The organism is Rhizobium sp. CIAT894, assembly GCF_000172795.2.
GTDB lineage: Bacteria > Pseudomonadota > Alphaproteobacteria > Rhizobiales > Rhizobiaceae > Rhizobium.
Map to the genome: position 1 here is coordinate 2949392 of NZ_CP020947.1, position 24532 is coordinate 2973923.

Annotated in this window: 22 protein-coding genes; 11 read left to right on the forward strand and 11 right to left on the reverse strand. The window is 61.9% G+C overall.

Annotation, left to right across the window (positions count from 1 at the left end):
- Positions 1–43: 43 nt before the first annotated feature.
- The 3 genes from RHEC894_RS14640 to RHEC894_RS14650 all read left to right on the forward strand — a co-directional run bounded on the left by RHEC894_RS14640 (position 44) and on the right by RHEC894_RS14650 (position 3194).
- Complete coding sequence (locus RHEC894_RS14640; protein ID WP_010069633.1) at positions 44–841, forward strand: GH25 family lysozyme; 798 nt, start codon at positions 44–46, stop codon at positions 839–841.
- A gap of 81 nt (positions 842–922) precedes the next feature.
- Positions 923–2143, forward strand: coding sequence for a lytic murein transglycosylase (locus tag RHEC894_RS14645; protein WP_085738992.1), 1221 nt, complete (start codon positions 923–925; stop codon positions 2141–2143).
- 145 nt (positions 2144–2288) lie between these two features.
- Positions 2289–3194 carry a DMT family transporter gene (locus RHEC894_RS14650; RefSeq protein ID WP_085737806.1) on the forward strand — a complete coding sequence of 302 codons (906 nt, stop codon included), beginning with the start codon at positions 2289–2291 and terminating at the stop codon, positions 3192–3194.
- 462 nt (positions 3195–3656) lie between these two features.
- Here the strand turns inward: RHEC894_RS14650 and metF are convergent, their stop codons facing one another.
- From metF to RHEC894_RS14670, 4 genes are all read right to left on the reverse strand, one after another.
- A complete protein-coding gene (gene metF, locus RHEC894_RS14655; RefSeq protein ID WP_085737807.1) occupies positions 3657–4559 on the reverse strand; it encodes a methylenetetrahydrofolate reductase [NAD(P)H] in 903 nt (300 codons plus the stop codon).
- Position 4560: 1 nt separating this feature from the next.
- Positions 4561–5586 (reverse strand): metalloregulator ArsR/SmtB family transcription factor, encoded by a 1026-nt coding sequence (locus RHEC894_RS14660; RefSeq protein WP_085737808.1) that lies wholly within the window; start codon positions 5584–5586, stop codon positions 4561–4563.
- 212 nt (positions 5587–5798) lie between these two features.
- Positions 5799–7448: an energy-dependent translational throttle protein EttA gene (ettA, locus tag RHEC894_RS14665; RefSeq protein ID WP_085737809.1), complete on the reverse strand. Its 1650-nt coding sequence runs from the start codon at positions 7446–7448 to the stop codon at positions 5799–5801.
- A gap of 98 nt (positions 7449–7546) precedes the next feature.
- Complete coding sequence (locus RHEC894_RS14670) at positions 7547–8287, reverse strand: ribonuclease (protein WP_085737810.1); 741 nt, start codon at positions 8285–8287, stop codon at positions 7547–7549.
- Between the two features lie 160 nt (positions 8288–8447).
- Between RHEC894_RS14670 and RHEC894_RS14675 the strand changes: the two genes are divergently transcribed.
- From RHEC894_RS14675 to RHEC894_RS14690, 4 genes are read left to right on the forward strand one after another with little or no spacing between them, the layout of a single operon-like run.
- On the forward strand, positions 8448–9377 hold the full coding sequence (locus RHEC894_RS14675; RefSeq protein ID WP_085737811.1) for an alpha/beta hydrolase: 930 nt from the start codon (positions 8448–8450) through the stop codon (positions 9375–9377).
- Positions 9378–9394: 17 nt separating this feature from the next.
- Positions 9395–10351: a DMT family transporter gene (locus RHEC894_RS14680; RefSeq protein ID WP_085737812.1), complete on the forward strand. Its 957-nt coding sequence runs from the start codon at positions 9395–9397 to the stop codon at positions 10349–10351.
- Positions 10352–10367: 16 nt separating this feature from the next.
- The gene (locus tag RHEC894_RS14685) at positions 10368–11567 is read left to right on the forward strand and encodes a CaiB/BaiF CoA-transferase family protein (RefSeq protein WP_085737813.1); all 1200 of its coding nucleotides are present in this window, start codon (positions 10368–10370) and stop codon (positions 11565–11567) included.
- Positions 11564–13222 carry a thiamine pyrophosphate-binding protein gene (locus RHEC894_RS14690; protein WP_085737814.1) on the forward strand — a complete coding sequence of 553 codons (1659 nt, stop codon included), beginning with the start codon at positions 11564–11566 and terminating at the stop codon, positions 13220–13222. Before RHEC894_RS14685 ends, RHEC894_RS14690 begins: the two co-directional genes overlap by 4 nt.
- Positions 13223–13261: 39 nt before the next feature.
- Here RHEC894_RS14690 and RHEC894_RS14695 read toward each other — a convergent pair whose 3' ends face one another.
- The 3 genes from RHEC894_RS14695 to RHEC894_RS14705 all read right to left on the reverse strand — a co-directional run bounded on the left by RHEC894_RS14695 (position 13262) and on the right by RHEC894_RS14705 (position 14929).
- Complete coding sequence (locus RHEC894_RS14695) at positions 13262–13606, reverse strand: RidA family protein (RefSeq protein WP_010066925.1); 345 nt, start codon at positions 13604–13606, stop codon at positions 13262–13264.
- A gap of 72 nt (positions 13607–13678) precedes the next feature.
- Positions 13679–14017 (reverse strand): TIGR01244 family sulfur transferase, encoded by a 339-nt coding sequence (locus tag RHEC894_RS14700; RefSeq protein ID WP_085737815.1) that lies wholly within the window; start codon positions 14015–14017, stop codon positions 13679–13681.
- 72 nt (positions 14018–14089) lie between these two features.
- Positions 14090–14929: a DUF4432 family protein gene (locus RHEC894_RS14705; RefSeq protein WP_085737816.1), complete on the reverse strand. Its 840-nt coding sequence runs from the start codon at positions 14927–14929 to the stop codon at positions 14090–14092.
- A 255-nt stretch (positions 14930–15184) separates the two neighbouring features.
- Here RHEC894_RS14705 and RHEC894_RS14710 point away from each other — a divergent pair, with 255 nt between their 5' ends.
- The 4 genes from RHEC894_RS14710 (at position 15185) to RHEC894_RS14725 (ending at position 19329) form a co-directional block, all read left to right on the forward strand.
- The gene (locus RHEC894_RS14710) at positions 15185–16576 is read left to right on the forward strand and encodes a L,D-transpeptidase (protein WP_085737817.1); all 1392 of its coding nucleotides are present in this window, start codon (positions 15185–15187) and stop codon (positions 16574–16576) included.
- A 166-nt stretch (positions 16577–16742) separates the two neighbouring features.
- A complete protein-coding gene (locus RHEC894_RS14715) occupies positions 16743–17711 on the forward strand; it encodes an aliphatic sulfonate ABC transporter substrate-binding protein (RefSeq protein WP_085737818.1) in 969 nt (322 codons plus the stop codon).
- Positions 17712–17732: 21 nt separating this feature from the next.
- Positions 17733–18572, forward strand: a complete 840-nt coding sequence (locus RHEC894_RS14720) for an ABC transporter permease (RefSeq protein ID WP_085737819.1) — start codon at positions 17733–17735, stop codon at positions 18570–18572.
- Position 18573: 1 nt separating this feature from the next.
- On the forward strand, positions 18574–19329 hold the full coding sequence (locus tag RHEC894_RS14725; protein ID WP_010068447.1) for an ABC transporter ATP-binding protein: 756 nt from the start codon (positions 18574–18576) through the stop codon (positions 19327–19329).
- Positions 19330–19388: 59 nt separating this feature from the next.
- Here RHEC894_RS14725 and RHEC894_RS14730 read toward each other — a convergent pair whose 3' ends face one another.
- From RHEC894_RS14730 to RHEC894_RS14745, 4 genes are all read right to left on the reverse strand, one after another.
- Entirely contained in the window at positions 19389–20087 is a 699-nt protein-coding gene (locus tag RHEC894_RS14730; RefSeq protein WP_085737820.1) for a ParA family protein, read from the reverse strand.
- A gap of 231 nt (positions 20088–20318) precedes the next feature.
- Positions 20319–21470, reverse strand: a complete 1152-nt coding sequence (locus RHEC894_RS14735; protein WP_085737821.1) for an iron-containing alcohol dehydrogenase — start codon at positions 21468–21470, stop codon at positions 20319–20321.
- The gene (locus RHEC894_RS14740) at positions 21467–22852 is read right to left on the reverse strand and encodes an aldehyde dehydrogenase family protein (protein ID WP_085737822.1); all 1386 of its coding nucleotides are present in this window, start codon (positions 22850–22852) and stop codon (positions 21467–21469) included. The genes RHEC894_RS14735 and RHEC894_RS14740 overlap by 4 nt, the downstream gene beginning before the upstream one ends.
- 208 nt (positions 22853–23060) lie before the next feature.
- Positions 23061–24425: a glutamine synthetase family protein gene (locus RHEC894_RS14745; RefSeq protein ID WP_085737823.1), complete on the reverse strand. Its 1365-nt coding sequence runs from the start codon at positions 24423–24425 to the stop codon at positions 23061–23063.
- Positions 24426–24532 lie beyond the last annotated feature (107 nt).

Consider the following 24532-nt stretch of genomic DNA (forward strand, 5'->3'; position numbering starts at 1 on the left):
GGCTGTGGGGCAAAGAGATCATTCGGTTCACGACGGGATACCCATGCGCCGGCTTTTGTTTTGCGTTTTGCCTCTGGCCATCATGCTGGCCGGCTGCTCCTCTTCCGGTCACGACTATCTCGAAACCGCATCGATAAAGCCGAAGACGCGCTTCCAGGACACCGATCCGCAGGATTTCGGCCCGAAGCATCCGCAGCAGAATGCGATCCATGGCATCGACATCTCCAAATGGCAGGGTGATATCGACTGGGCGACGGTGAGGAATTCCGGTGTCGGCTTCGCCTTCATCAAGGCGACGGAAGGCAAGGACAGGGTCGATCCACGCTTCGACGAATATTGGCGAGAGGCGCGCGCCGCCGGCATCCCGCACGCCCCCTACCATTTCTATTATTTCTGCTCCTCGGCCGATGAGCAGGCCGACTGGTTCATCCGCAACGTGCCGAAGGAGGCCATGCGCCTGCCGCCGGTGCTCGACGTCGAATGGAACGGCGAATCGAAGACTTGCCGCTACCGTCCCGACCCGGAAACGGTGCGCTCCGAAATGCAGCGTTTCATGGACCGGCTGGAGGCTTACTACGGCAAGCGCCCGATCATCTATACTTCGGTGGATTTCCACCGCGACAATCTCGCCGGCTATTTCCAGGATTATCATTTCTGGGTCCGCTCGGTGGCGAAACATCCCGAAGTGACCTATTCCGACCGCCGCTGGGCCTTCTGGCAATATACCTCGACCGGCGTTATTCCCGGCATCAAGGGGCCGACCGACATCAACGTCTTTGCCGGCAGCGCAAAGAACTGGAACAATTGGGTCGCGGCCGTTTCCAAGGATAGAAATTCTTAGTAACGTCTTTCAATGTTTCTTGCTTCCGTCACATTCCTCTGGGAAAGCGACGGACATCCGTTTGATATAAGGACCGCATTCATGCACCGCTCGCTCGCAAGCCGCTCTGCACTCGCCCTCCTGTTTGCCCTCGCCCTTGCCGGCGGCGCAGCCGCCCAACAGGCCCCCGCGGCCTCGGCCCCGGCAGCCCCTTGCGGCGGCGATCTTTCCGCCTTCCTCCAGGGCGTCAAGGCCGATGCGGTCGCCGCAGGCGCCAGCGCCGCAGCCGCCGACGAGGCCCTTGCCGGCGCCGAGATCGATCCCAAGGTCCTGAGCCGGGATCGCGCCCAGGGCGTCTTCAAGCAGACCTTCCTCGAATTCTCCCAGCGCACCGTCAGCCAGGCCCGTCTCGACATCGGCCGCCAGAAGATGAAGCAACATGCCGACGTCTTTGCCCGCGCCGAACAGGAGTTCGGCGTTCCCGCTGGCGTCATCACCGCCTTCTGGGCGATGGAAACCGATTTCGGCGCCGTTCAGGGCGATTTCAACACCCGCAACGCCCTGGTGACGCTGTCGCACGACTGCCGCCGCCCGGAACTCTTCCGCCCGCAACTGATCGCCCTCATCGAGATGGTCGAGCACGGCGATCTCGACCCCGCGACCAACACTGGCGCCTGGGCCGGCGAGATCGGCCAGGTGCAGATGCTGCCGCGCGATATCATCGCCTACGGCATGGACGGCGACGGCGACGGCCATATCCACGTGAAGCAGAGCGGCCCGGACGCCGTCCTGACGGCGGCGAAATTCATCCAGCACCTCGGCTTCGAACGCGGCCAGCCCTGGCTGCAGGAGGTCACCGTGCCCGACAACCTGCCCTGGGAGAAATCCGGCCTCGGCGGCACGATGAAGGCAGGCGAATGGTTCGCGCTCGGCGTCAAGCCGCGCGACGGCAACACCGCTTTCGGCGATCTCGAAGGCGATCTCGTGCTGCCGCAGGGCCGCATGGGGCCGGCTTTCATCGCCTATCCGAATTTCAAGATCTATCTCGAATGGAACAAGTCGTTCATCTACACGACTTCGGCCGCCTATTTCGCCACCCGCCTTTCCGGCGCCCCGACCTATCTCAAGGGCGCGCCTGAACAGGGGCTTGCCAACGACCAGATGAAGGCGCTGCAGACCAAGCTGCAGTCGCTCGGCCACGATGTCGGCGAGATCGACGGCATCCTCGGCTCCGGTACGCGTATCGCGATCCAGAAGGAACAGCAGCGCTTGGGCATACCGGCCGACGGCTGGGCCACACCTGCCCTTCTCAACGCGCTCTGATCGCCGCTGATGGCCTGTCGCCACCCGCTTCGCAAGAAACGGGTGGCGACGTTTCCCGCTTGCGCTAAAACTTCGCAATGAAAAGCCGCCGCCGGTTTTCGACGAACGATCCGGCGGCGTTGCGATTTGCGGTGGAGGACGCGGCGTGGAAAGCAGAATGAATGCCTGGACCTGGGGGCTGCTGGTCCTGCTCGGCCTGATCTGGGGCGGCTCCTTCTTCTTTGCCCGCATCGCCGTCCAACACGTACCGCCGCTGACCCTCGTCTTCCTCAGGCTGCTGCTGGCAGCGCTCGCGCTACATGTCTATATTGCCGGCCGTCTCGATATCTATTCGATCCTCAAGGCCCGCTGGCGCGAGTTCCTGATCCTCGGCCTTATCAACAATGCGCTCCCGCACGCGCTGATCTTTTTCGGCCAGACCCGCATCGGCGCCGGCCTTGCGGCGATCCTGAACGCCACGACGCCGATCTGGACCGTGATCATCGCCAACCACTTCACATCGGACGAGAAGCTGTCCTCGGCAAAGATCGCCGGTTGCCTCGTCGGCCTCGCCGGAACGATCGTATTGATCGGCCCCGGCGTTACGGCCGGCAGCGAAGCGCCGCTCTGGGCGCTGCTGCTTCCCGTGCTGGCCGCCGTCTCCTATGGTTTCGCCGCCACTTACGGCAAACGTTTCAGGGACGTGCCCGCCCCCGTCACATCAGCCGGTCAGCTGACGGCCTCCTCGCTGATCGCGCTGCCGCTATCGCTGCTGGCCGATCGCCCCTGGACGCTTGCCGTACCGCCGCTCGATGCAATCCTTGCCATACTGGCGCTGGCGCTGCTGTCGACCGCCTTCGGCTATATCCTGTACTTCCGGATCATGGCCGCCGCCGGCGCCACCAACGCCTCGCTCGTCACCCTTCTGGTACCGCCGAGCGCCATCCTTCTCGGCTTCCTCTTCCTCGGCGAAAGGCTCAGTCCTGCCGAATTCGCCGGCATGGCGTTGATCGGTTTCGGCCTCGTCATCCTCGACGGCCGCGCCTATCGCCGGCCGGCGGGGACAGCCTGAAAACCGGTTGCAGTTTCCTTATGTTTTCAACCGCTTGCGGCTCGGCCATGTTTTGGGCGCATAGATAAACCAGCAATCGCCCGATTTAACGGCACGTTAAATTCTGTGAACAAAAATTAATTCAAAATTATAAAGCCATTTCAATATCTTAAAAAATCATACTAAGACTTATCCACTGACTGGTTCGGCACTGCAGCATAAAATCCGCTTTTCAACCGACATATTTCAGACATAATATCGGCCGGTTAACGCGAGGAGACAGACATGGGACTTACGCAATCCTTGAATGTTCTGTTGGTCAGTGCAGCGTTTGCTTTCGTCCTGTCCATGCTCTTTATCTGAGCCGGATCACGAAGGCGTAACGACTGATAATGCCTAAACTCCTGAAGAACTGATCATCCGCCAACGAAAAAGCGCATGTCCCGCCCGACATGCGCTTTTCAATTTTGAGCCCCGCAAGGATCAGGCTGCTGCGCCCGCGCTCTTTGGCGCCCGGCGGGAGAAGCCGAGATTGTCGAGAACGGCGGAAACCAGCGGCGCGCGATTCATCGTATAGAGATGGAACTCATCGAGGCCGCGCCGCACGAGATCCTCAATCTGCTCGGCAGCAACGTCGGCCGCGACCTTCGCCCGCTCCTCGGGCTTGTCGTCGAAGCCCGCGAAACGCTCGTCGAGGAATGCGGGGATGACCGTGCCGCAGGCGCCGGCGAAACGCTTCAACTGCGTCAGGTTCTGGATCGGCATGATGCCGGGCACAACGGGGATCTTGATGCCGGCGGCGCGCACACGCTCCAGATAACGCTCGAAATTGTCGTTGTCGAAGAAGAACTGCGTCAGCGCCCGGTCAGCGCCGTTGTCAGCCTTGCGCTTCAGCATGTCGATATCGGCGGCCGTATCGCGGCTTTCCGGGTGTTTTTCCGGATAGGCGGAGACCGAAATCTCGAAATCGCCGACCGATTTGAGGCCGGCCACCAGTTCCGCGGCATTGGCGTAACCGCCGGGATGCGGCTGATAGGGCGCGCCTGCACCGCCGGGCGCATCGCCGCGCAGCGCCACGAAATGCGTCACGCCGACCTTGCGGAAGGTCTCGATCATCTGATGCGTCTCTTCCTTCGTCGCGCCAACGCAGGTCAGGTGCGACGCAGTGGCAAGCGGCGTCTGCGACAGGAAACGTGTGACGGCGGTGAGCGTCGGCGCCTTGGTGGTGCCGCCGGCGCCATAGGTCACCGAGACGAAATCCGGATCCCAGTCCTGCAGCTCGCTGACCGTCTGCCAGAGCTGGCCTTCCATCTCTTCCGATTTCGGCGGGAAGAATTCGAAGGAAATCCCGATGTTGCGGCCGCGTGCCTCGTTATTCAAAGCCATGTCATACTCTCCCGGCAAATGTAGGTTCGGCGCCTTCACTGGTCTGCGAAGCCATAAGGCGCCTCGGGTCGCGCGCGAGCCAGACGGTGACCGTCAAGCCCTGCCCGCTCTGCTGACCCGGATGAAGATCGACGACCTGCTCGACATCGAGCCCGGCCCTGTGCAGCCAGTCGGATATCGCCTGGTGCGAAAAACCGAGACGGACATGCGCATGCTCGTCGCGGAGATATTCGAGCGTGTGCGGCGCAAGGTCGATGACCACGAGCCGGCCGCCCGGCCGCAGCATGCGCGCCGCTTCGGCGATCGCAATCTCCGGCTGGTCGAAGAAATGCAGCACCTGATGGATCGTCACCAGGTCGAAATCCTGGCCCTCGAAGGGCAGGTTCAGGATATCGGCGTGACGCACGGTGGCCTTGGTGATGCGGGATTTGTCGAGATTGGCGCGCGCCACGCTCAGCATGTCGCGACTGGCATCGACACCGACCGCCCGGCGGTAGAGCCCGGAAAGAAGTTCGAGAATGCGGCCGGTGCCGGTGCCGAGATCAAGCAGCGAATCGATCGGCTGGCTGCCGAGCAGCCGGATGACGGCGGCGTCGACCTCCTCGTCGGCAGCATGCAGGCGGCGAAGCTCGTCCCATTCCGCCGCGTTGCGGCTGAAATAGGCCTGCGCCCGCTCGGCCCGCTGGCGCTTGACCGCCGACAGCCGCTCGCCGTCGCGAAGAATGGTCGGATCGTTCTCGGAGACATGCTTCAGCAATGCCCGCACCAGCATGGCCGCCTTGCCGTCCTGCTTGAGGCGGAAATAGGCCCAGGCGCCTTCCTGGTAACGTTCGATCAGTTCGGCCTCGCCGAGCAGCTTCAGATGCCGCGAGATACGCGGCTGGGATTGGCCGAGAATTTCGGTAAGGTCGGTCACCGTCAGGTCACCGCCGTCGAGAAGTGCGAGAAGACGCAGGCGCGTGGGCTCGCCGGCCGCCTTCAAGACGTCCACCAGCGCATCCAGTCCAAGCTTCAAGGGTTCGCTCATCTTCGATCCAATCAAGATATAAAGATATCTTTATGTGAGTTGGACTGCGATGACAAGCGGCAATTCGCACTGAAGCGAAATTGCCTACTCAAATTGCGACAGGGCCGGATATGAAAAAGCCCCGGCCGAATGAACTGCCCCCCGAAAGTTGGACATCAACCTTCGGGGGTCAGTTCACGCACCGGGGCTTTCTTAAACGAAAAGAAGGGCGATCAGCGCGTCAGGCGCTTGTGGGCCTGGCTACCCGGGTTCAGCGCATCAGGGCCGAGGCGGCGGATCTTGTCCTGTTCATAATCCTCGAAGTTGCCCTCGAACCATTCGACATGGCCTTCGCCTTCGAAAGCCAAAATATGCGTCGCCAGACGGTCGAGGAACATGCGATCGTGGCTGATGATGATGGCGCAGCCGGCAAAATTCTCCAGCGCGTTTTCGAGCGCACCCAGCGTTTCCGTATCGAGGTCGTTGGTCGGTTCGTCGAGCAGCAGAACGTTGCCGCCGGCCTTCAGCATTTTGGCGAGGTGGACGCGGTTACGCTGACCACCCGAGAGATTGCCGACCTTCTGCTGCTGGTCACCGCCCTTGAAGTTGAAGGCGCCGCAATAGGCACGCGAGTTCATGTCGAACTTGCCGAGCTTGATGACTTCGGCGCCGCCGGAGATTTCCTCCCACACCGTCTTGTCGGCGGCCAGCGCGTCGCGGCTCTGGTCGACATAACCCAGATGCACGGTCTCGCCGATGCGGATCGAACCGCCATCCGGCTTTTCCTGGCCGGTGATCATCTTGAACAGCGTCGTCTTGCCGGCGCCGTTCGGGCCGATGATGCCGACGATGCCGCCCGGCGGCAGCTTGATCGACAGGTCGTTGATCAGCGTGCGGCCCTCGAAGCCCTTGGTGATGCCCTCCATCTCGATGACCACCTGGCCGAGGCGCTCGCTGACCGGGATAATGATCTGCGCATCGCCGGGACGCTGCTTCTCGGCTGCATCCACCAACTGCTCGTAGGACTTGATACGCGCCTTGGACTTGGCCTGACGCGCCTTCGGGCTGGAGGCGATCCATTCCTGTTCGCGGCTGATCGCCTTCTGGCGCGAAGCCTCTTCGCGGTTTTCCTGCAGCATGCGCTTGGCCTTCGCCTGCAGATAGGCGGAGTAGTTGCCTTCGTAGGGAATACCCCGGCCGCGGTCGAGTTCGAGGATCCAGCCGGTGACATTGTCGAGGAAGTAGCGATCGTGGGTAATCATCATCACGGCGCCGGGATAGTCGCGCAGGTGCTTTTCGAGCCAGGCGATGGTTTCGGCATCAAGATGGTTGGTCGGTTCGTCGAGCAGCAGCAGATCCGGCTGCGACAGCAGCAGGCGGCACAGCGCGATGCGGCGACGCTCACCACCGGACAGGCTGGTGACTTCGGCATCGCGCGGCGGGCAACGCAGGGCTTCCATCGCCATCTCGACCTGGCTTTCCAGATCCCAGAGATTCTGGCTGTCGATGATGTCCTGAAGCTTGGCGCCCTCTTCCGCCGTCTCGTCGGAGTAGTTCATCATCAGTTCATTGTAGCGATCGAGGATCGCCGTCTTCGAGGCAACGCCTTCCATGACGTTCTCGAACACCGTCTTGTTGGGATCGAGGCGCGGCTCCTGCTCGAGGTAGCCGACCGTCGCTCCTTCGGCGAGCCAGGCTTCGCCGGTATACTCCTTGTCCTGGCCGGCAATGATGCGCAGCACGGTGGATTTACCGGCGCCGTTCGGCCCGAGAATACCGATCTTGGCATCCGGGTAGAAGGAAAGGTGGATGTTCTCCAGGATCTTCTTGTTGCCATAGGCCTTGTTGAGGCCGGACATATGATAGATGAACTGACGTGCCATGCTGCGCTGCTCCGGGCGGGAAACTTCGATTGTGCCGCTATGTAGGCGAAACGGCGCCTTCGAGCAACGCCGAAACCCGGTTTACGCAGGATTTCCGGTCAGAAGCCCGCAGCGTCGACGACACCCTCATCGCAGCCGAAGGAGGTTTTTCCCGCCCCCTGGATCAGATCGGCAAGGCCGGCGCTTTTGGCTGACGCCGTCCCGGCGGCTTCCGAAAGCCCGATCGTCAACCCGCTGACCATCTTGACATTGCCGACCCGCCGGCAGCTCATCTTGACACGGTCGCCGGCACCCGGCCCGAAGCTCTTGTCGAAAGCCGCCTTGATCGCCTCGGCCTTAACAGGCTTGCCGATATTGGCGGCGAAGAGATCGCGCACCGCCGATGTGTTGAGTGCGTCGAGAAGATGCACGCCAACGCCGAAATAATCCTCGGCGCTCATTTTCGTGCAGGTGCCGTGTTTCGTCCATTCATGCCGTTCCAGGCCGGATTGCGTGCCGGGCATCGCCTTTGCGAGCGCCGCCTTCGTCTCGGCCGAAAGCGTCACCTCCGGCAATGTGTTCCAGTTGCCGTCCTTGTCGGCGGCCTTCTGCTCGGCGCTCACATCGCAATAATTCTGCCGCATCGGCCAGAGCCCATGCAGCGAAAAATTCGTCGCATCGGGGCGCTCGCCGGTCTGGCTGGCGCATTCGGCCTTCTTCTGGTTCGTCTGGCAAAAGGCGGGCTGCCAGCTTGCCGCAAGAATAAAACGGGTGCGCCCGCCGGCCTCCTGCGCCACGGCGGCGCCGGCAAGAACCATCGACACGGCGAACGTCAAGGTACGCAACTGCATGCTGCTCATTTCAACCCCCAAAAAAAGAACAATACAGGAACAAATAAGCACGAAGATCGAAAGCCCGCAACCCTGAATCGCAACAGAAACGCAATTTGTTATCGGATAAACCCGGAACCGATGTTGCTTTTGGGCGCTGATCTGGTCTGTTGCGGCAAGGAGGACCCACATGTTTTCTGAAACGCAGAGGCTCGCCGTGCCGGGAGCGTCGCTCGCCTATCACCATGCCGAGGTCGCCGGCCCGCCACGCGGCATCCTGTTGATATCGCACGGCCTTGCCGAACATTCGAAACGATACCGCCGCTTTGCCGAGGCGATGGCGGCGCGCGGTTATCACGTCTATGCCCATGATCACCGCGGGCACGGCGAGACGACGGCGCCCGATGCGCCGATCGGCCGTTTCGCCCGGCGGGACGGCGTCGAAAAAGTGATCGGCGACGTCCTTGCCCTGCGCAACTATGCGGCCTCCCGTCATCCCGGCCTGCCGGTGATCCTCTTCGGCCACTCGATGGGCGGCCTGATCGCCCTCAACGCTGCCGTCACGGCGCCGGCCGATTTCGACGCCGTCGCCGTCTGGAATTCGAATTTCGCCGTCGGCCTTGCCGGCCGCGCCGCCCAGGCGATCCTGCTTGCCGAGCGCATGCTGAAGGGCTCCGATGTACCGAGCGGCCTGTTGCCGAAGCTCACCTTCGGCGCCTGGGGCAAATCGATTTCGGGCCATCGCACCGAGTTCGACTGGCTGTCGCACCGCCCTGACGAAGTCGACAAATATGTCGCCGATCCGCTCTGCGGCTTCGACGCTTCGGTCTCGCTCTGGCTGGATCTCTTCGAGCTCACCTTTCGAGCGCCGCAAAAATCTCATCTCGACCGGCTGCCGCGCGACATGCCGATCCATCTGGTCGGCGGTGGAGAGGATCCGGCGACCGAGCGTGGAAAAGCCATCCTCTGGCTGTCAAACCATTTGAAAGCCCAAGGCTTCTCTCGTATCAGCACTCAGATATATCAGGATATGCGACACGAAACGCTGAACGAGATCGGCGCCGACGCGGCGATCGCAGCCTTCGCGGACTGGTGCGACAAGGCCGTCGCAAGATCCTGAGCCAGAGAGATTCCATCATGAGCAGCATCTCCGCCCGCCCCGCTTCGTCCACCTCCGAGGTGACGACGGGGCTTGCGCTGATGTTTCTTTCGGTGATGTTCTCGCCGCTGATCGATATTTTCGCCAAGCTTGCCGTCGTCACCGTTCCCTCCGCCGAGGTCACTGCCGGCCGCTTCGTCGTGCAGGCGCTCTGCATGCTGCCGATCGTGATATGGCGGCGCAGCTTTGCCGATTTCTCCTGGCGCCAGAGCCTGTTCCATGCCATCCGCGGCGCCATCATCACCATCTCGATGATCTCTTTCGTCACCACGCTGAAATACATGGCAGTCGCCGACGCGATTGCGATCTTCTTCGTCGAGCCGATCATGGTGACGATCCTCGGCGGCATTTTCCTGAAGGAGACCATCGGCTGGCGGCGCTACACCGCCTGCGGCGTCGGTTTCTTCGGGGCGATGCTGATCATCCAGCCGAGTTTCGAGGAGGTCGGCTACATCGCGCTCCTGCCCGTCGTCAGCGCGCTCTGCATCGCGGTCTTCGTGCTGATGACCCGCGTGCTCTCGCACCGGGAAGATCCCTGGTCGATGCAGTTCCAGATGGGCATCTGGGGTCTCATCTTCTGCGCCCTCCTGCTTTTTATCGGCGACGGAAGCGGCTCCGATCTCTTCGACCCGGTCATGCCCGTGGGCAGCGCCTGGTTCTACGTCGCCGGCGTCGGCGCCATGGCCGCGATCGCCGGCATCTTCGGCGTCTATGCCTATCGCGCGGCCCCGGCCTCGACGCTGGCGCCGCTGCAATATTTCGAAATCGTCTCGGCGACGATCTTTGCCTGGCTTGTTTTCGGCGACTTTCCGGATGCGATCAAATGGCTCGGCATCATGATCATCACGGCATCGGGCTTGTACATCCTCTGGCGCGAGCGCCGCTTTGCTTCAAAGCCGGTATCCGATACATCTGAGGTGACGCTGGCGCCGTAGAACGGCACGAGGGAATATGACCGAGACGACGAAAAAGCCACCGCTTGCCGGCATCCGGGTGATCGAGCTAGCCCGCGTGCTCGCCGGTCCCTGGGCGGGGCAGATGCTCGCCGATCTCGGCGCCGACGTCATCAAGGTCGAAAATCCGGACGGCGGCGACGACACCCGCCAATGGGGGCCGCCCTTCGTCGAAGGTGCCGATGGCGAAAACCTCTCGGCCGCCTATTATCACGCCGCCAATCGCGGCAAGCGCTCGATCACCGCCGATCTGAAGACCCCCGAAGGCCAGGATCTCGTCCGTCGCCTGGTTGCGTCAGCCGATGTGGTGATCGAGAATTTCAAGCGCGGCGGCCTCGTCAAATACGGGCTCGATTACGACAGCCTGCGCAAGCTGAACCCGAAGCTCGTCTATTGCTCGATCACCGGCTTCGGCCAGACCGGCCCCTATGCCGGCCTGGCCGGCTATGACTACATCGTCCAGGGCATGTCCGGCTTCATGTCGATAACAGGCGAGCCGGACGGCCAGCCGATGAAGGCGGGCGTAGCGATCGCCGATATCTTCACCGGCATCTATGCCGTCGCGGCGATCGAGGCCGCCCTGATCCATGCGCTCAAATCGGGCGAAGGCCAGCTCGTCGACATGGCGTTGCTCGACGTGCAATCGGCCGTGCTCGCCAATCAGAACATGAATTACCTGGTCTCCGGCGCCCCGCCCAGCCGTCTCGGCAACGCACACCCCAATATTTCGCCCTATGAGGTCGTGCCGGTGGCGGACGGTTATCTCATTCTTGCGGTCGGCAACGACGGCCAGTTCCGCCGCCTCTGCACCATCCTCGGTCTGGAGACGATGTCAGGCGACGAGCGTTTTTCCACCAACAAGGCCCGCGTCGCCAACCGCGGCGAAGTGCACCGTCTCGTCTCCACCGAAACGCTGAAATGGCAGAAGGCGGATCTGTTGAAGGCCTGCGAGGAAAATGCCGTTCCTGCTGGCGCGATCAACACGATCGAAGAGATGTTCGCCGACCCACAGATCGAGGCCCGCGGCCTGCGCATCGACCTTGCGGATGCCGCCGGCACCGTCATTCCGGGGGTCAGGACGCCGGTGGTGCTGTCGGAGACGCCGTTGCATTACAGCAGGCCGAGCCCGCGTCTCGGCGAGCATCAAGCAGAAATTCTGGCGGAACTCGCCGAGTGCGAGAGGAAGGTATCGTCATGAAAAGAACGGGCGGGCAACTCATCGTCGAGGCGCTGAAGGCGAACGGCGTCAAACGTCTGTCCTGCGTGCCGGGCGAGAGCTTCCTCGCCGTCCTCGACGCACTGCGCGACAGCGAGATCGATGTGCTCGTCTGCCGCCAGGAGGGCGGGGCGGCGATGATGGCGGATTGCTGGGGCAGGCTCACCGGCGAACCCGGCATCTGTATGGTCACCCGCGGCCCCGGCGCCACCAACGCTTCAGCCGGCCTGCATATATCAAAGCAGGATTCGGTCCCGATGATCCTCTTCATCGGCCAGGTGCAGCGCGAAGCCCGCGAGCGCGAGGCCTTCCAGGAGGTCGAATTCCGGCGCGCCTTCACCGAATTCGCCAAATGGGTGGGCGAGATCGACGATGCCGCCCGCATTCCCGAATTCGTCACCCGCGCCTTTGCGATTGCCACATCGGGTCGCCCGGGTCCGGTGGTGCTGACGCTGCCTGAGGATATGCTGCGCGACGAGGTGGAAGCCCCCCGCGCCAAACGCTACGTCAGCATTGAGGCCCATCCGGGCCGAAGGCAGATCGACGATTTCTATCTGCGCCTTCTGAAGGCCGAGCGGCCGATGGTGATCCTCGGCGGCACGCGCTGGGATGCCGATGCCGTTGCCGATTTTCAGACCTTCGCGGAACGTTTCAAATTGCCGGTCGGCTGCTCCTTCCGCCGGCAGATGCTGTTCGATCATCTTCATCCCTGTTATGCCGGCGATGTCGGCATCGGCATCAATCCGGCGCTGGCCAAGGAGATCAAGGAGAGCGACCTGCTGATCCTGCTCGGCGCCCGCATGTCGGAAATGCCCTCCTCGTCCTATACGCTGATCGACATCCCCTACCCCCAGCAATCGCTGGTCCACATCTATCCCGACGCGTCCGAACTCGGCCGTCTCTACCGCCCTGATCTGGCGATCTGCGCCGCACCGGCCGATTTCGTCGCGGCACTGGCCGATCTGGAAGCGCCGGCCGAGCCGCACTGGGCAGAGCGCACGCAGCGCATGCACCAGGCCTATCTCGCCTGGTCGAAGCCGCCGGCGACAGGTCCGGGCGCTGTCCATATGGGGCCGATCATGGAGTGGCTGGAGGCCAATACCGGGCCGGATGCGATCTTCACCAACGGCGCCGGCAATTATGCCACCTGGCTGCACCGCTTCCATCGCTTCCGCCGCTTCAACACCCAGGCCGCCCCCACTTCCGGCTCGATGGGCTACGGCCTGCCCGCCGCCGTCGCCGCCAAGCGGCTGTTTCCCGAGCGTGAGGTCATCTGCTTTGCCGGCGACGGCTGTTTCCTGATGCACGGCCAGGAATTCGCCACCGCCATCCGCTACGGCCTGCCGATCATCGCTGTCGTCGTCAACAACGGCATGTACGGCACGATCCGCATGCATCAGGAGCGCGAATATCCCGGCCGCGTCAGCAGCACCGATTTGACCAATCCCGATTTCGCAGCCCTTGCCCGCGCCTATGGCGGCCACGGCGAGACGGTGGAAAGCACAGAGGAATTCGCCCCGGCTTTCGAGCGCGCGCGAGAGAGCGGCAAGCCGGCGATCATCGAGGTGAAGCTCGATCCGGAGGCGATCACGCCAACGCGGACCTTGTCGGAAATCGCGCAAACAAAAAGCCGGTAGGTTCCCCCACCGGCTTTCAGAGACATAACCGCGGCGACGTTAGTCGAGCGCGGCCGTGACGATGAACTCGACCTTGTACTTCGGCGCTGCGAGCTTGGCTTCGCTGGTGGCGCGGGCCGGCGGATTGGCCGGGTCGATCCAGGCTTCCCAGGCTGCGTTCATTTCGCCGAAATAAGCGATGTCGGAGAGATAGACGAGGGTCTGCAGGATCTTCGACTTGTTGCTGCCCGATGCGGCCAGCAGCCGGTCAACCTCGGCAAGCGCCGACTTGCACTGATCGGTGACGCTTTCGCCTTCGCCGACCTGGCCTGCGAGATAGACCGTGTTGCCGTGAATGACGGCGCCGCTCATGCGTGCGCCGACGTCGATACGCTTAATGCTCATCATAGTCTCCTGAGTGAATGGAACGTGGCGGCGCTGCGGCGCAGCGCCGTGAAATCGGTAGCCGGAATGGATTTAGCTGCGGATATGGTGGGTTTTCTGGTAGATCGCCGTCGAGCGGGCGCCGGAGCGGCAATAGCCGAGCATCGGCCGCGGGAATTCATCGAGCGCATCGACCATGCCCTGCACCGCTTCCTCGGTCACGCCCATCGGCCCGACAGGCACATGGGTGATCTCGAGTCCGAGTTCCCTAGCGCGCGCCTCGATGACGGAGAACGACGTCTGATCCGGGCTCTCGTGGTCGGGGCGGTGGCAGACGATCGATTTGAAGCCCAGCGCCTTGATCTCGTCGAGGTCTACAGGCGTGATCTGACCCGAAACCGAATATTCATCGTCGATCTGGCGAATATCCATCGTCTTGTCTCCTCATAAATCGTGGGCTGAAGGTCTACGACGGTAGCCCGGCAAGCGTCAACAACACTTCGCTTACAGGAAGGTGAAGGTCAGCGCATAGCTGCGGCTTTCGCCTGATGCCAGCATGTTGAACTCGCCGGCTGCCTCAAGCTCGTCACGCAACACCCAGCGATGCGAAACCGGCTCGATGCCGATGATATGGGCCGGCGCCTTCTGGTTCCGCCACACTTGCAGATGAGGCAGCGTGTCGGCGCGGAAGCGCACGCTGAGCGTCCTGCCGCCGATCGCGGCGATAGGCCCGAGGCGGATTTCCGCAAAGCCCTCCTCCCGCGCCGGCGTCGGCACGCAGAAGATGCCGCCCGGCTCCTCGCCGAATGTCCAGGGGAAGCCGCCGTTTTCCAGCATCCGGCCTTCGAGCCGTGTGCCCTCGTCCAACCATTTGCCGCCAATATTCATGTGATACATCAGAAAGGTCGGCACCGTCTGGTCGCTGGTATTGACGACCCGGTCCTCGAGCAGCACTTCGCCGGTCGCCCCATCGATCCGCCACAGCCGCTCGATGCGCTGCGGCAATCCCTCGACGGTCACGATGTCGATATCGGCGCGGCATTCGGCATTGCCATTCTCGAACTTCGTCCACAACACCTTGGCCGCATGGCCGGAGGCCGATCCGTGCAGCGGATAGACCTTGCCGTCGGCCCGGCCGGCGATCGGCTGGCGATGGCGGATATGGTCCGGCCCGCAGGTGAAGAGGAAGCCTTCGAGCGAGTGATCGATTCGTGGATCGCCATCGTCGGGAATGGCGCGCTTCGGTGCAATATCGACGCCTTCGACGATGCATCCGCCGATATCCAACACCGATGTTTCATCGAGCATCAGGCGCGGCCCGCTTACGGCGGCAAATTCGATCATCGCAGTCTCCTCAGGAGGTTGTCGGCGGCCGTAGCGTTAGGTTTCCCACCGCTCTTCGTCAATCGGCGCCATCTGCATCTTGTGTTTTTGCCGCAACCATGGATTTTGGGGAACTGACACGGAGACGCAAACGTTTATGAGTAAAAGGAAATCTTAGGGATTTTCATATTTTGTTCAGTACGCTTTCATAAATTCCACACTAGCGTCAAAATTCGCAGGTGTGTGTCTGCCAGTCACTGTTCGAGGTTTTGAGACGTGAATCGCTTTTTGAAGTCGGCATTTTCGCTTGCGGCCGTGCTGGCAGCCATTGCGGCTGCAGCGCCGGAAGCAGGCGCGCAGCAATTCCGCGACCGCCGTCAGAGCGATGTCGTGCTGGTGACGCCGAGCGGCGAAATCCTCGATTATGTCCCGCGCGGCTATATCTATGCCCGCGACCGCAGCGGCAACCGCGTGCTGATCGACGACTACGGCAACATCGTCGCCACCGAGATGCGCGCCCGCGGCTACTATCCGCCCCGGCCCGGCTCGCGTGATGTCTATGCCGACCAGGGCGCCAACGACCCCTATTCTGCCGAGGATGGCGATACGCGTTATTCCGAGCGCGGTGCGGTCACCGGCGGCATCCCGCGCGATGCGGCGATCGAACGCCAGCCGCTCGATGGGCAGCCTTATCCCGAGGATAACAGCATCGGCAATCCGCAACCCGGCGACGATTATGCCTCGATCGATCCCGACCAGCAGATTCCGCCCGCCGACGCGCCGAAGGCCGCGCCTGATGAACCCGTCATCACACTGAAGAACAAGTCGAAGCCCGAGATCGTCGCGCTGCAGGTCTTCCTTGACCGCGCCGGCATCTCTCCCGGCGTCATCGACGGCCATATGGGCTCGAACGTCACCAAGGGCATCTATGCCTATGACCAGATGACCGGGTCGAAGCTCGATCCCAACGACACCGATGCCATTCTGGAAGAGCTGCGCATGAACGGCGGCCTGCCGGTCGTCAGCTATACGATCACGCCGGCGGATGCCGCCGGCCCCTTCGTCGCTGAGATCCCGGAAGACTATTCGCATAAGGCGCTGCTGCCGTCGCTTGCCTACACCTCAACCACTGAAATGCTGGCTGAGCGTTTCCACATGGATGAAGCCTTCCTCAAGGAGATGAACCCCGGCGCCGATTTCAGCGTTGCCGGCACGGTCATCAAGGTCGTCAATCCGGGCGAGCCGAAGAGCGGCGAGGTTGCCCGCATCATAGCCGACAAGGGCCGCAAACAGGTCTTCGCCTATGACAGCGCCGGCAATCTGCTCGCAGCCTATCCGGCATCGATCGGCTCCACCGACACGCCCTCGCCGTCGGGCACCGTGACGGTCGAGCGCGTCGCCTTCAATCCCGGCTATACCTACAATCCGAAGATAAATTTCCAGCAGGGCGCCAACGACAAGATCCTCAACATTCCGCCCGGCCCGAACGGCCCCGTCGGCACCGTCTGGATGGCGCTCTCCAAGCCGACCTACGGCATCCACGGCACGCCCGAGCCTTCCAAGATCGGCCGTACCCAGAGCCACGGCTGCATTCGCCTGACCAACTGGGATGCCACCGAGCTTGCCAAGATGGTCAAGCCGGGCGTGACCGTTGAGTTCGTGGATTGACGAAGACACGGGCGAGATCGGCGCCGCCCGCCGTTTGACACAACAATCTAGCGCCCCCCGGAGCGGCAGTTCAAATTTACTTCTCCCATCCTGAAGTTTGGAATCTGAAAGCGCGCCAAAAGCCATTAAATCTGTAGATTTCATCTCCTGACATTTAGGAGGTCGTATGAAATCGTTTATTCGCTTGGCTTTGAGCGTGTTCGCGGGTTTGGTCGCAGTCGGGACGGCACGGGCTACCGATGTCTCGGAAATTCGGGTGGATTGGGCGACTTATAACCCGGTCAGCCTCATCCTCAAGGATGAAGGCATCCTGGAAAAGGAATTCGAAAAGGACGGGATCAAGATAACCTGGGTCCAGTCCGCCGGCTCCAACAAGGCGCTGGAATTCTTGAATGCCGGCTCCCTCGACTTCGGCTCGACCGCCGGTGCGGCGGCCTTGATCGGCCGCATCAACGGCAATCCGATCAAATCCATCTACGTCTATTCGCGTCCGGAATGGACCGCGCTGGTCACACGCAGCGATACCGGCATCGCCAAGGTCGAGGACCTCAAGGGCAAATCCATCGCCGTGACGCGCGGCACCGATCCGCATATTTTCCTGGTCCGCGCGCTCGCTGATGCCGGCCTCACCGAAAAGGACGTTTCGCTTGTTCTGCTGCAGCATGCGGACGGACGGCTTGCGCTGAAGCGCGGCGATGTCGACGCCTGGGCGGGCCTCGATCCGATCATGGCCTCCGCCGAGATCGAAGATGGCGATGTGCTCTTCTACCGCAAGCCGGAGAACAACAGCTGGGGCGTTCTCAACGTGCGTGAAGAGTTTGCCGCTGCCCACCCCGATATCGTCAAACGCGTGCTTGCTTCCTACGAGAAGGCACGCGCTGAAGCCTTGAAAGACCCGGGCAAGCTGAAAGCCGCCCTCGTCGCCGCCACCAAGCTGCCCGAGACCGTGATCGATCGCCAGCTGGAGCGCACGAATCTCGGCTATTCCGTCATTGGCGACGCACAGCGTGAGACGATCGTAGCCGCAGGCCTCGCCCTGCAAAAGGCCGATGTCATCAAGGCGGATGTCGATATCAAGCAGACGGTATCGGCACTGATCGATCCCAGCTACGTCTCCGCCGCTCTCGGCCAGTGACGCGATAGGAAACACATCCCCATGTCGTTGGTGGATATAGCGCTGTCATGGCGCAATACAGAAACAGGAAGGAAGACCCGGCTGCGCCGGGTTTCGTCTTTCGATCACCCCATGGTCGGCATCCTGTTTCCGGTTGTCTTGTTCGCCGCCTGGGAGATCCTGGTCCGCACCGGGACGGTCGGAGGCCGTTTGATGCCCCCGCCTTCGAAAATTCTCTATACGGTCTATACGCTGGCGGCATCGGGCGATTTGGCGACGCATGTCGGCGCGACGCTGCGCAGAGTGACGATCGGATTTGCCTTCGGCTCTTTGGCGGGGACCGTGCTCGGCGCGCTGACCGGGTATTCCAGGCTGCTCGCGCGTCTGCTCGATCCGACGCTGCAGGCGCTCAGAGCCATTCCGTCGATCGCCTGGGTACCGCTGTTCATCCTGTGGTTCGGCATCTTCGAGGCCTCCAAAGTCGCCTTGATCGCCGTCGGTGTCTTCTTCCCGGTCTATCTCGGGGTCTACGGCGCCGTCGTCGGCGTCGACCGGCGCATCGTCGAGGTCGGCCGCGTCTTCCGGCTTTCCGGGCTCGAACTCATTCGCCTGATCCTGCTGCCGGCAGTCCTTCCCGATTATGTCCTGGCGCTGCGCGCCGGCCTCGGTCTCGGCTGGATGTTCGTCGTCGCGGCGGAATTCATGGGTGCGTCGGAGGGGCTGGGATATCTCCTGGTGGACGGTCAGCAGCTCGGAAAACCGGATCAGATCCTGGCCGCTATCTTGATCTTTGCCATTGTCGGCAAGGCGACCGACAGCCTGCTTCTGATTGCGACCACACCGTTTCTGCGCTGGCGCGACAGTCATACGAGCGGGATCTGACATGCTCGATATCCGCTCTCTCTCCAAGATTTATCCCAACGGAACGCATGCGCTGCAAGATTTCTCCCTGAAGGTCGGAAAGGGCGAGCTGATCGCAGTCATCGGCGGGTCGGGCTGCGGCAAGAGCACTCTTCTGCGGCTGTTGTCAGGCCTGGAAGCGCCCACCCAGGGCGAGATCAGCCTGGAGGGACAGCGGCTGACGGAGCCGGACGCGCTCGTGAATATCGTCTTCCAGGAGCTCCGGCTTTTTCCCTGGCTGACGGTTGCGGGTAATATCGGTTTCGGCCTGCGCCATCTGGCAAGCGACGAACGCGAGGAGCAGGTATCGGCGGCCCTGGAGAAGATCGGCCTTGCCGGCTATGAGAAACGCTGGATCAAAGAATTGTCCGGCGGACAGGCTCAGCGTGTGGCCTTGGCGCGCGCGCTCGTGACAAAACCCTCCGTGCTTCTATTGGACGAGCCCTTCTCAGCACTCGATGCGATGACGCGTGTCGAACTCCAGGATCATTTGATCGATCTCTGGCGTGTGAATGCCACGACGATGCTGCTGGTCACGCACGATATCGAAGAGGCCGCTTTTCTCGCGGATCGCGTGGTCGTGATGCGCCCCTGGCCGGGGCGTATTCTCGAAGTGGTCGACATAGGTTTGCCGCGGCAACGCAATCGCATGTCGGACGAACTGGCCTCAGTCAAAAGACGCCTTTCCGACCTTCTGGCCCACTCCCTCAATGAGGGCGGCCGCTCCGCAACCGCCTGAAAGACGAAATGCGTCACGGGACGAACCGGACGCATTTCATTCGAGAATACGGGAAACTATCAGGCTGCCGTTGCCATGCGGGCCGAGGCCGTCAGCCTGACCGGCAGTTTGCGCATGATTTCCTCGGCAAAACAGGTGGCGTTCTCACGCGCCTTGTCGAGATTGCTGACGCGTGACGGGTCGATCGTGTGCAGCGTACCGCCACAGTCGAAGATGTCGCGGAAGGCCGAGCGCTCGATGATCGCCGTATCCAGCACCGGCACGTGCCGCTCGCTGAGCAGCGACTTGACGAGCTGCAGCGCCCGCGTCGTCACCATCGAGTTGACGCGGGTCAGCACCACCGAATGTCCGATCTTGATGCCCGCCTTCTCGTCCAGATACTGCAGCAGTTCGAGCACCTGCGCGCCGCCGCGCGCATCCATCGCACAGCCCTGGATCGGGATCAGCACGTGGTCGGAAAGGCCGACGGCGGTGGCGAGCAGCGGATTGCGCGCGCCCGGCAGGTCGACGATGAAATAGTCGGTATTATGCTTGTTCTCGCTGATATGCTGCGGCAGCGAGGCGGTGGTCACGAAATCGATGACGGATATATTGGCCACATCGCCAGAGATCTCATGCCAGCGCGAAATCCAGTGCTGCGGATCGGCATCGAGAATGGTGACGCGGTAACCTTTGCGGGCAAGCTCGGTCGCGAGCAGCAGAACAGCGGTCGTCTTGCCGGCGCCGCCCTTGGTGTTTGCGAAAGTAATGACAGGCATGTTCGGTCCTCGGAGGAAAAATGGCGCGAGCCGGAATCGCTCTTTTTACGCACCGTCGGAGCATCGTGCGGTTAACCCATCCTTTCCAATCATGGTTAACAAAATCGAAACGCGCGCGGCGAAATTGCAGTCGGTATTTTTCACATCCCTAAAATTGGGGATGCCCCAAGACGAAAAAAGCCCGGAAAGCCAAAGCCTTCCGGGCCAATATGCAGGTCCACCCTCAAATTCTCAGAAGCAATCCCTGAAAAGGGCTTTGGTATTCTCAAGCGTCATCGCCACCGGGTTGCCGCCAGCACTCGGATCTTCGATCGCCATGGCCGACAATTCGTCGATGCGGTCGGGGGCGATTCCCATAGCCGTCAGCGTGTCCGGCACGCCGAGTTCGGAGCGAAGCTTCAGCACATAATCGTAGAAGCCGTCGAAACCGCCCGAAATGCCGAGATAGGCGGCCGCCCGGCCGATCTTCTCCTCGATCACGGCGCGGTTGAAGCGCAGCACCGCCGGCATGACGACCGCATTGGTCATGCCGTGATGGGTGTTGTAGACGGCGCCGATCGGGTGCGACAGCGCATGGATGGCGCCGAGCCCCTTCTGGAAGGCGACCGCGCCCATGGCGGCGGCTGACATCATGTTGGCGCGGGCTTCGAGATCGGTCCCTTCGCGATAGGCGCGCGGCAGGAATTCCTTGACGAGCCGCATGCCTTCGAGCGCGATGCCGGCCGACATCGGGTGATAGAAGGGCGAGGAATAGGCCTCCAGGCAATGGGCGAAAGCATCCATGCCGGTGCCGGCGGTGATGATCTTCGGCATGCCGACCGTCAGTTCCGGATCGGAGATGACGACACCCGGCAGGAACTTCGGATGGAAGATGATCTTCTTCACATGCGTGACGGAATTGGTGATGACGCTGGCGCGGCCGACTTCCGAACCGGTGCCTGCCGTCGTCGGCACCGCGACGATCGGGGCGATGCCTTCGAGGCTCGCACGTGTCCACCAGTCGCCGATATCCTCGAAATCCCAGACCGGCCGGCTCTGGCCGGCCATGAAGGCGACGCATTTGCCGAGATCGAGGCCCGAGCCGCCGCCGAAGGCAACGACGCCGTCATGGCCGCCGTCCTTGAAAGCCTTGACGCCGGCCTCGAGGTTCTTCTCGTTCGGGTTCGGATCGACATCGGCGAAGATCGCCCGGCCGAGGCCGGCGTCTTCGAGGATATCGAGCGCATTCTTGGTGATCGCCATCGCGGCGAGGCCGCGGTCGGTGACAAGCAGCGGCTTCTTGATGCCGAGGCTCTTGCAGGCGTCCGCCAGTTCCTTGATGCGGCCCCGGCCGAGCTTGACCGATGTCGGATAGCTCCAGTTTGCGGTGATGTTGCTGCTCATGCTGTGACTTTCTTCAGGTGGAAGGATTTCGGGCGAGTCAGATTCTGAAAACCGATGATCGACAGCGAGCCGCCGCGGCCCGTCTCCTTGACGCCGGTCCAGCAGAGCGCCGGATCGAGATAGTCAGCGCGGTTCATGAAGACGGTGCCGGTTTCGATCTCGCGCCCGAGACGCGCGGCCCGCTCGACATCCTTGGTCCAGAGCGAGGCGGTCAGCCCGTACTGGCTGTCGTTCATCAAGGCGAGTGCCTCCTCGTCGCTCTTCACCTTCATGATGCCGACGGCCGGACCGAAGGTCTCCTCGCGCATGAAGGCCATGGAATGGTCGACATCGACGAGGACTTGTGGCGCGAGATAGGCGCCGCCGTCATCCTGGGGGAAAAGCTTGGGGTCGACAAGCGCCTTGGCGCCCTTCGCGACCGCATCGGCGATCTGCTCGCGCACCACCTTGGCGAAACGCTTGTTCGCCATCGGCCCGAGCGTCGTTTCCGGATCGAGCGGATTGCCGAGCTTGTAGTTCGACACCCAGGCGACCGATTTCTCGACGAAGGCATCGTAGAGCGATTCATGCACATAGACGCGCTCGATGCCGCAGCAGCACTGGCCGGAATTATAGGTCGCGCCGTCCATCAGCGTGTCGACGGCCGCATCGAGATCAGCGTCTTCCATGACGTAGCCCGGATCCTTGCCGCCGAGTTCGAGACCGAGGCCGGTAAAGGTGCCGGCGGCGGCCCGCTCCATTGAGCGGCCGCCTTCGACCGATCCGGTGAAGTTGACGAAATTGAAGCTGCCGGCGGCAATCAGCGCCGACGTGGTCTCATGATCGAGGAAAACGTTCTGGAACACGTCCTCGGGAACGCCGGCCTCGACGAAGGCCTGTACCAGCCGCTCGCCGACGAGCAATGTCTGCGAGGCATGTTTCAGCACCACGGTATTGCCGGCCATCAATGCCGGTGCGATCGTGTTGATCGCCGTCATATAGGGATAGTTCCAGGGTGCGACGACGAAGACGACGCCATGCGCTTCGCGTTCGATACGGCGCTCGAAACGCTCGCTCTCCTCGACGACAACAGGCGCCAGCGCATCCGCTGCGATCGAGGCGACATAGTTGGAGCGTTCGTTGAAGCCCTTGTATTCGCCGCCATACTTGATCGGCCGGCCCATCTGCCAGGCAAGCTCCGGCACGACGACGTCGGACATCTCGTTCAGCCGTGCAGCACCCTTCAGGACAAGCTGAACACGCTCTTCAAGCGGCCGTCTCGCCCAAGCCTTCTGCGCCTTGCGGGCACGCGCCACCACGTCCTTGGCGGCATCGAGAGAAAGCGCTGCACGCTCCGCGTAAACCGATCCGTCGATCGGTGAAATGCATTGGATCATTGCCATGATCGATTTCCGTCCTCGTATTGATCAAAAATTCCGTCGAGGGCCATAGCCCCTCATCCGCCTGCCGGCACCTTCTCCCCGTAAACGGGGCGAAGGGGGATAGCCGCACCCTCTCCGGCCCTCGCCAACGTCTCGCAGGGCACGTCCCCTCTCCCCGTTTTTACGGGGAGAGGGTTAGGGTGAGGGGCAAGCAACCCGCAAAATGCTATTAAGCTCTTTCGAACCCGCGCGCCACTTCCCAATCGGTGATGCGGCGGTCGTATTCTTCCTGCTCCCATTCGGCAGCACGGGTGTAATGATCGATAACCTCGTCGCCGAAGGCTTTGCGCAGCATTGCCGATTCGGTCATCGCGGTCGTGGCCGCGCGCAGCGTGCGCGGAATTTCGCGAATATCCTTGCCGCCATAGGCGTCGCCGACGAAGGGGGCTTCGAGCTCAAGCTTGTTCTCGATGCCGTCGATGCCGGCGGCCAGCAGCGCGGCAAAGGCGAGATAAGGATTGAGGTCGGAGCCGCCGACGCGGCATTCGATGCGGATCCCCTTTGTTTCCTCACCGCAGAGGCGATAGCCGGCGGTGCGGTTGTCCTTGCTCCAGATCGCCTTGGTCGGCGCGAAGGTGCCGGCCATGAAGCGCTTGTAGGAGTTGATGTAAGGCGCCAGGAAATAGGTGATCTCGCTCGCATGGGCGAGAAGCCCGGCAACGTAATTGTGCATCAGCGGCGACATGCCGTATTTGCCGGTGTGATCGAAGAACAGCGGCTTTTCCTCGAGGCTCCAGAGCGACTGGTGAATATGCGAGGAGCTGCCGGCAGCGTTGTAATTCCACTTGGCGAGGAAGGTGATGGCCTTGCCCTTCGACCAGGCGATCTCCTTGCAGCCGTTCTTGATGATCGCATGCCGGTCGGCCATGGCGAGCGCATCGGCATAGCGCACGTTGATTTCCTCCTGGCCGGCGGAAGCCTCGCCCTTGGAGTTTTCGACCGGAATGCCGGCGCCCTGCAGGCCGGTGCGGATCGCCCGCATCACCTCTTCTTCCTTGGTAGTCTGGAAGATGTGATAGTCCTCGTTATAGGCGCTGGCGAGCTTGAGATTGCGGTAGCCCGCGCTATGCGCAGCCTCGTAGCTCTGGTCGAACAGGAAGAATTCGAGTTCGGAGGCCATATAGGCCTTCATGCCCATGTCTTCGAGGCGCTTCACCTGCTTCTTCAGGATCGCGCGCGGGGAATGGGCGATCTCCTCATGGGTGTGATGATCGAGCATGTCGCAGAGCACCAGCGCCGTGCCCTCAAGCCAGGGAATGCGGCGCAGCGTCGAAAGATCCGGCTTCATCGTATAGTCGCCGTAGCCCTTTTCCCAGCTCGTCGCCTTATAGCCGGAGACCGTCTCCATCTCCATGTCGGTGGCGATCAGATAGTTGCAGCTATGCGTTTCCTTCCAGGCGCTTTCGACGAAATATTCCGCCTGGAAACGTTTGCCCATCAGCCGGCCCTGCATGTCCACCTGGCAGGCCAAAACCGTATCGATGCGCCCTTCGGCAACATCCTTCTTGAGATCGTCGAATGTGTAGCTGCTCATGATTGATCCGCCTGACATTGGAATTGAGAAAATCGGGGCAACGAAATCGCATGCCCCCGGCCGGATGCGGGCCTGATGCCTTTTCGTTGAACCGGTGATGGGGCCGC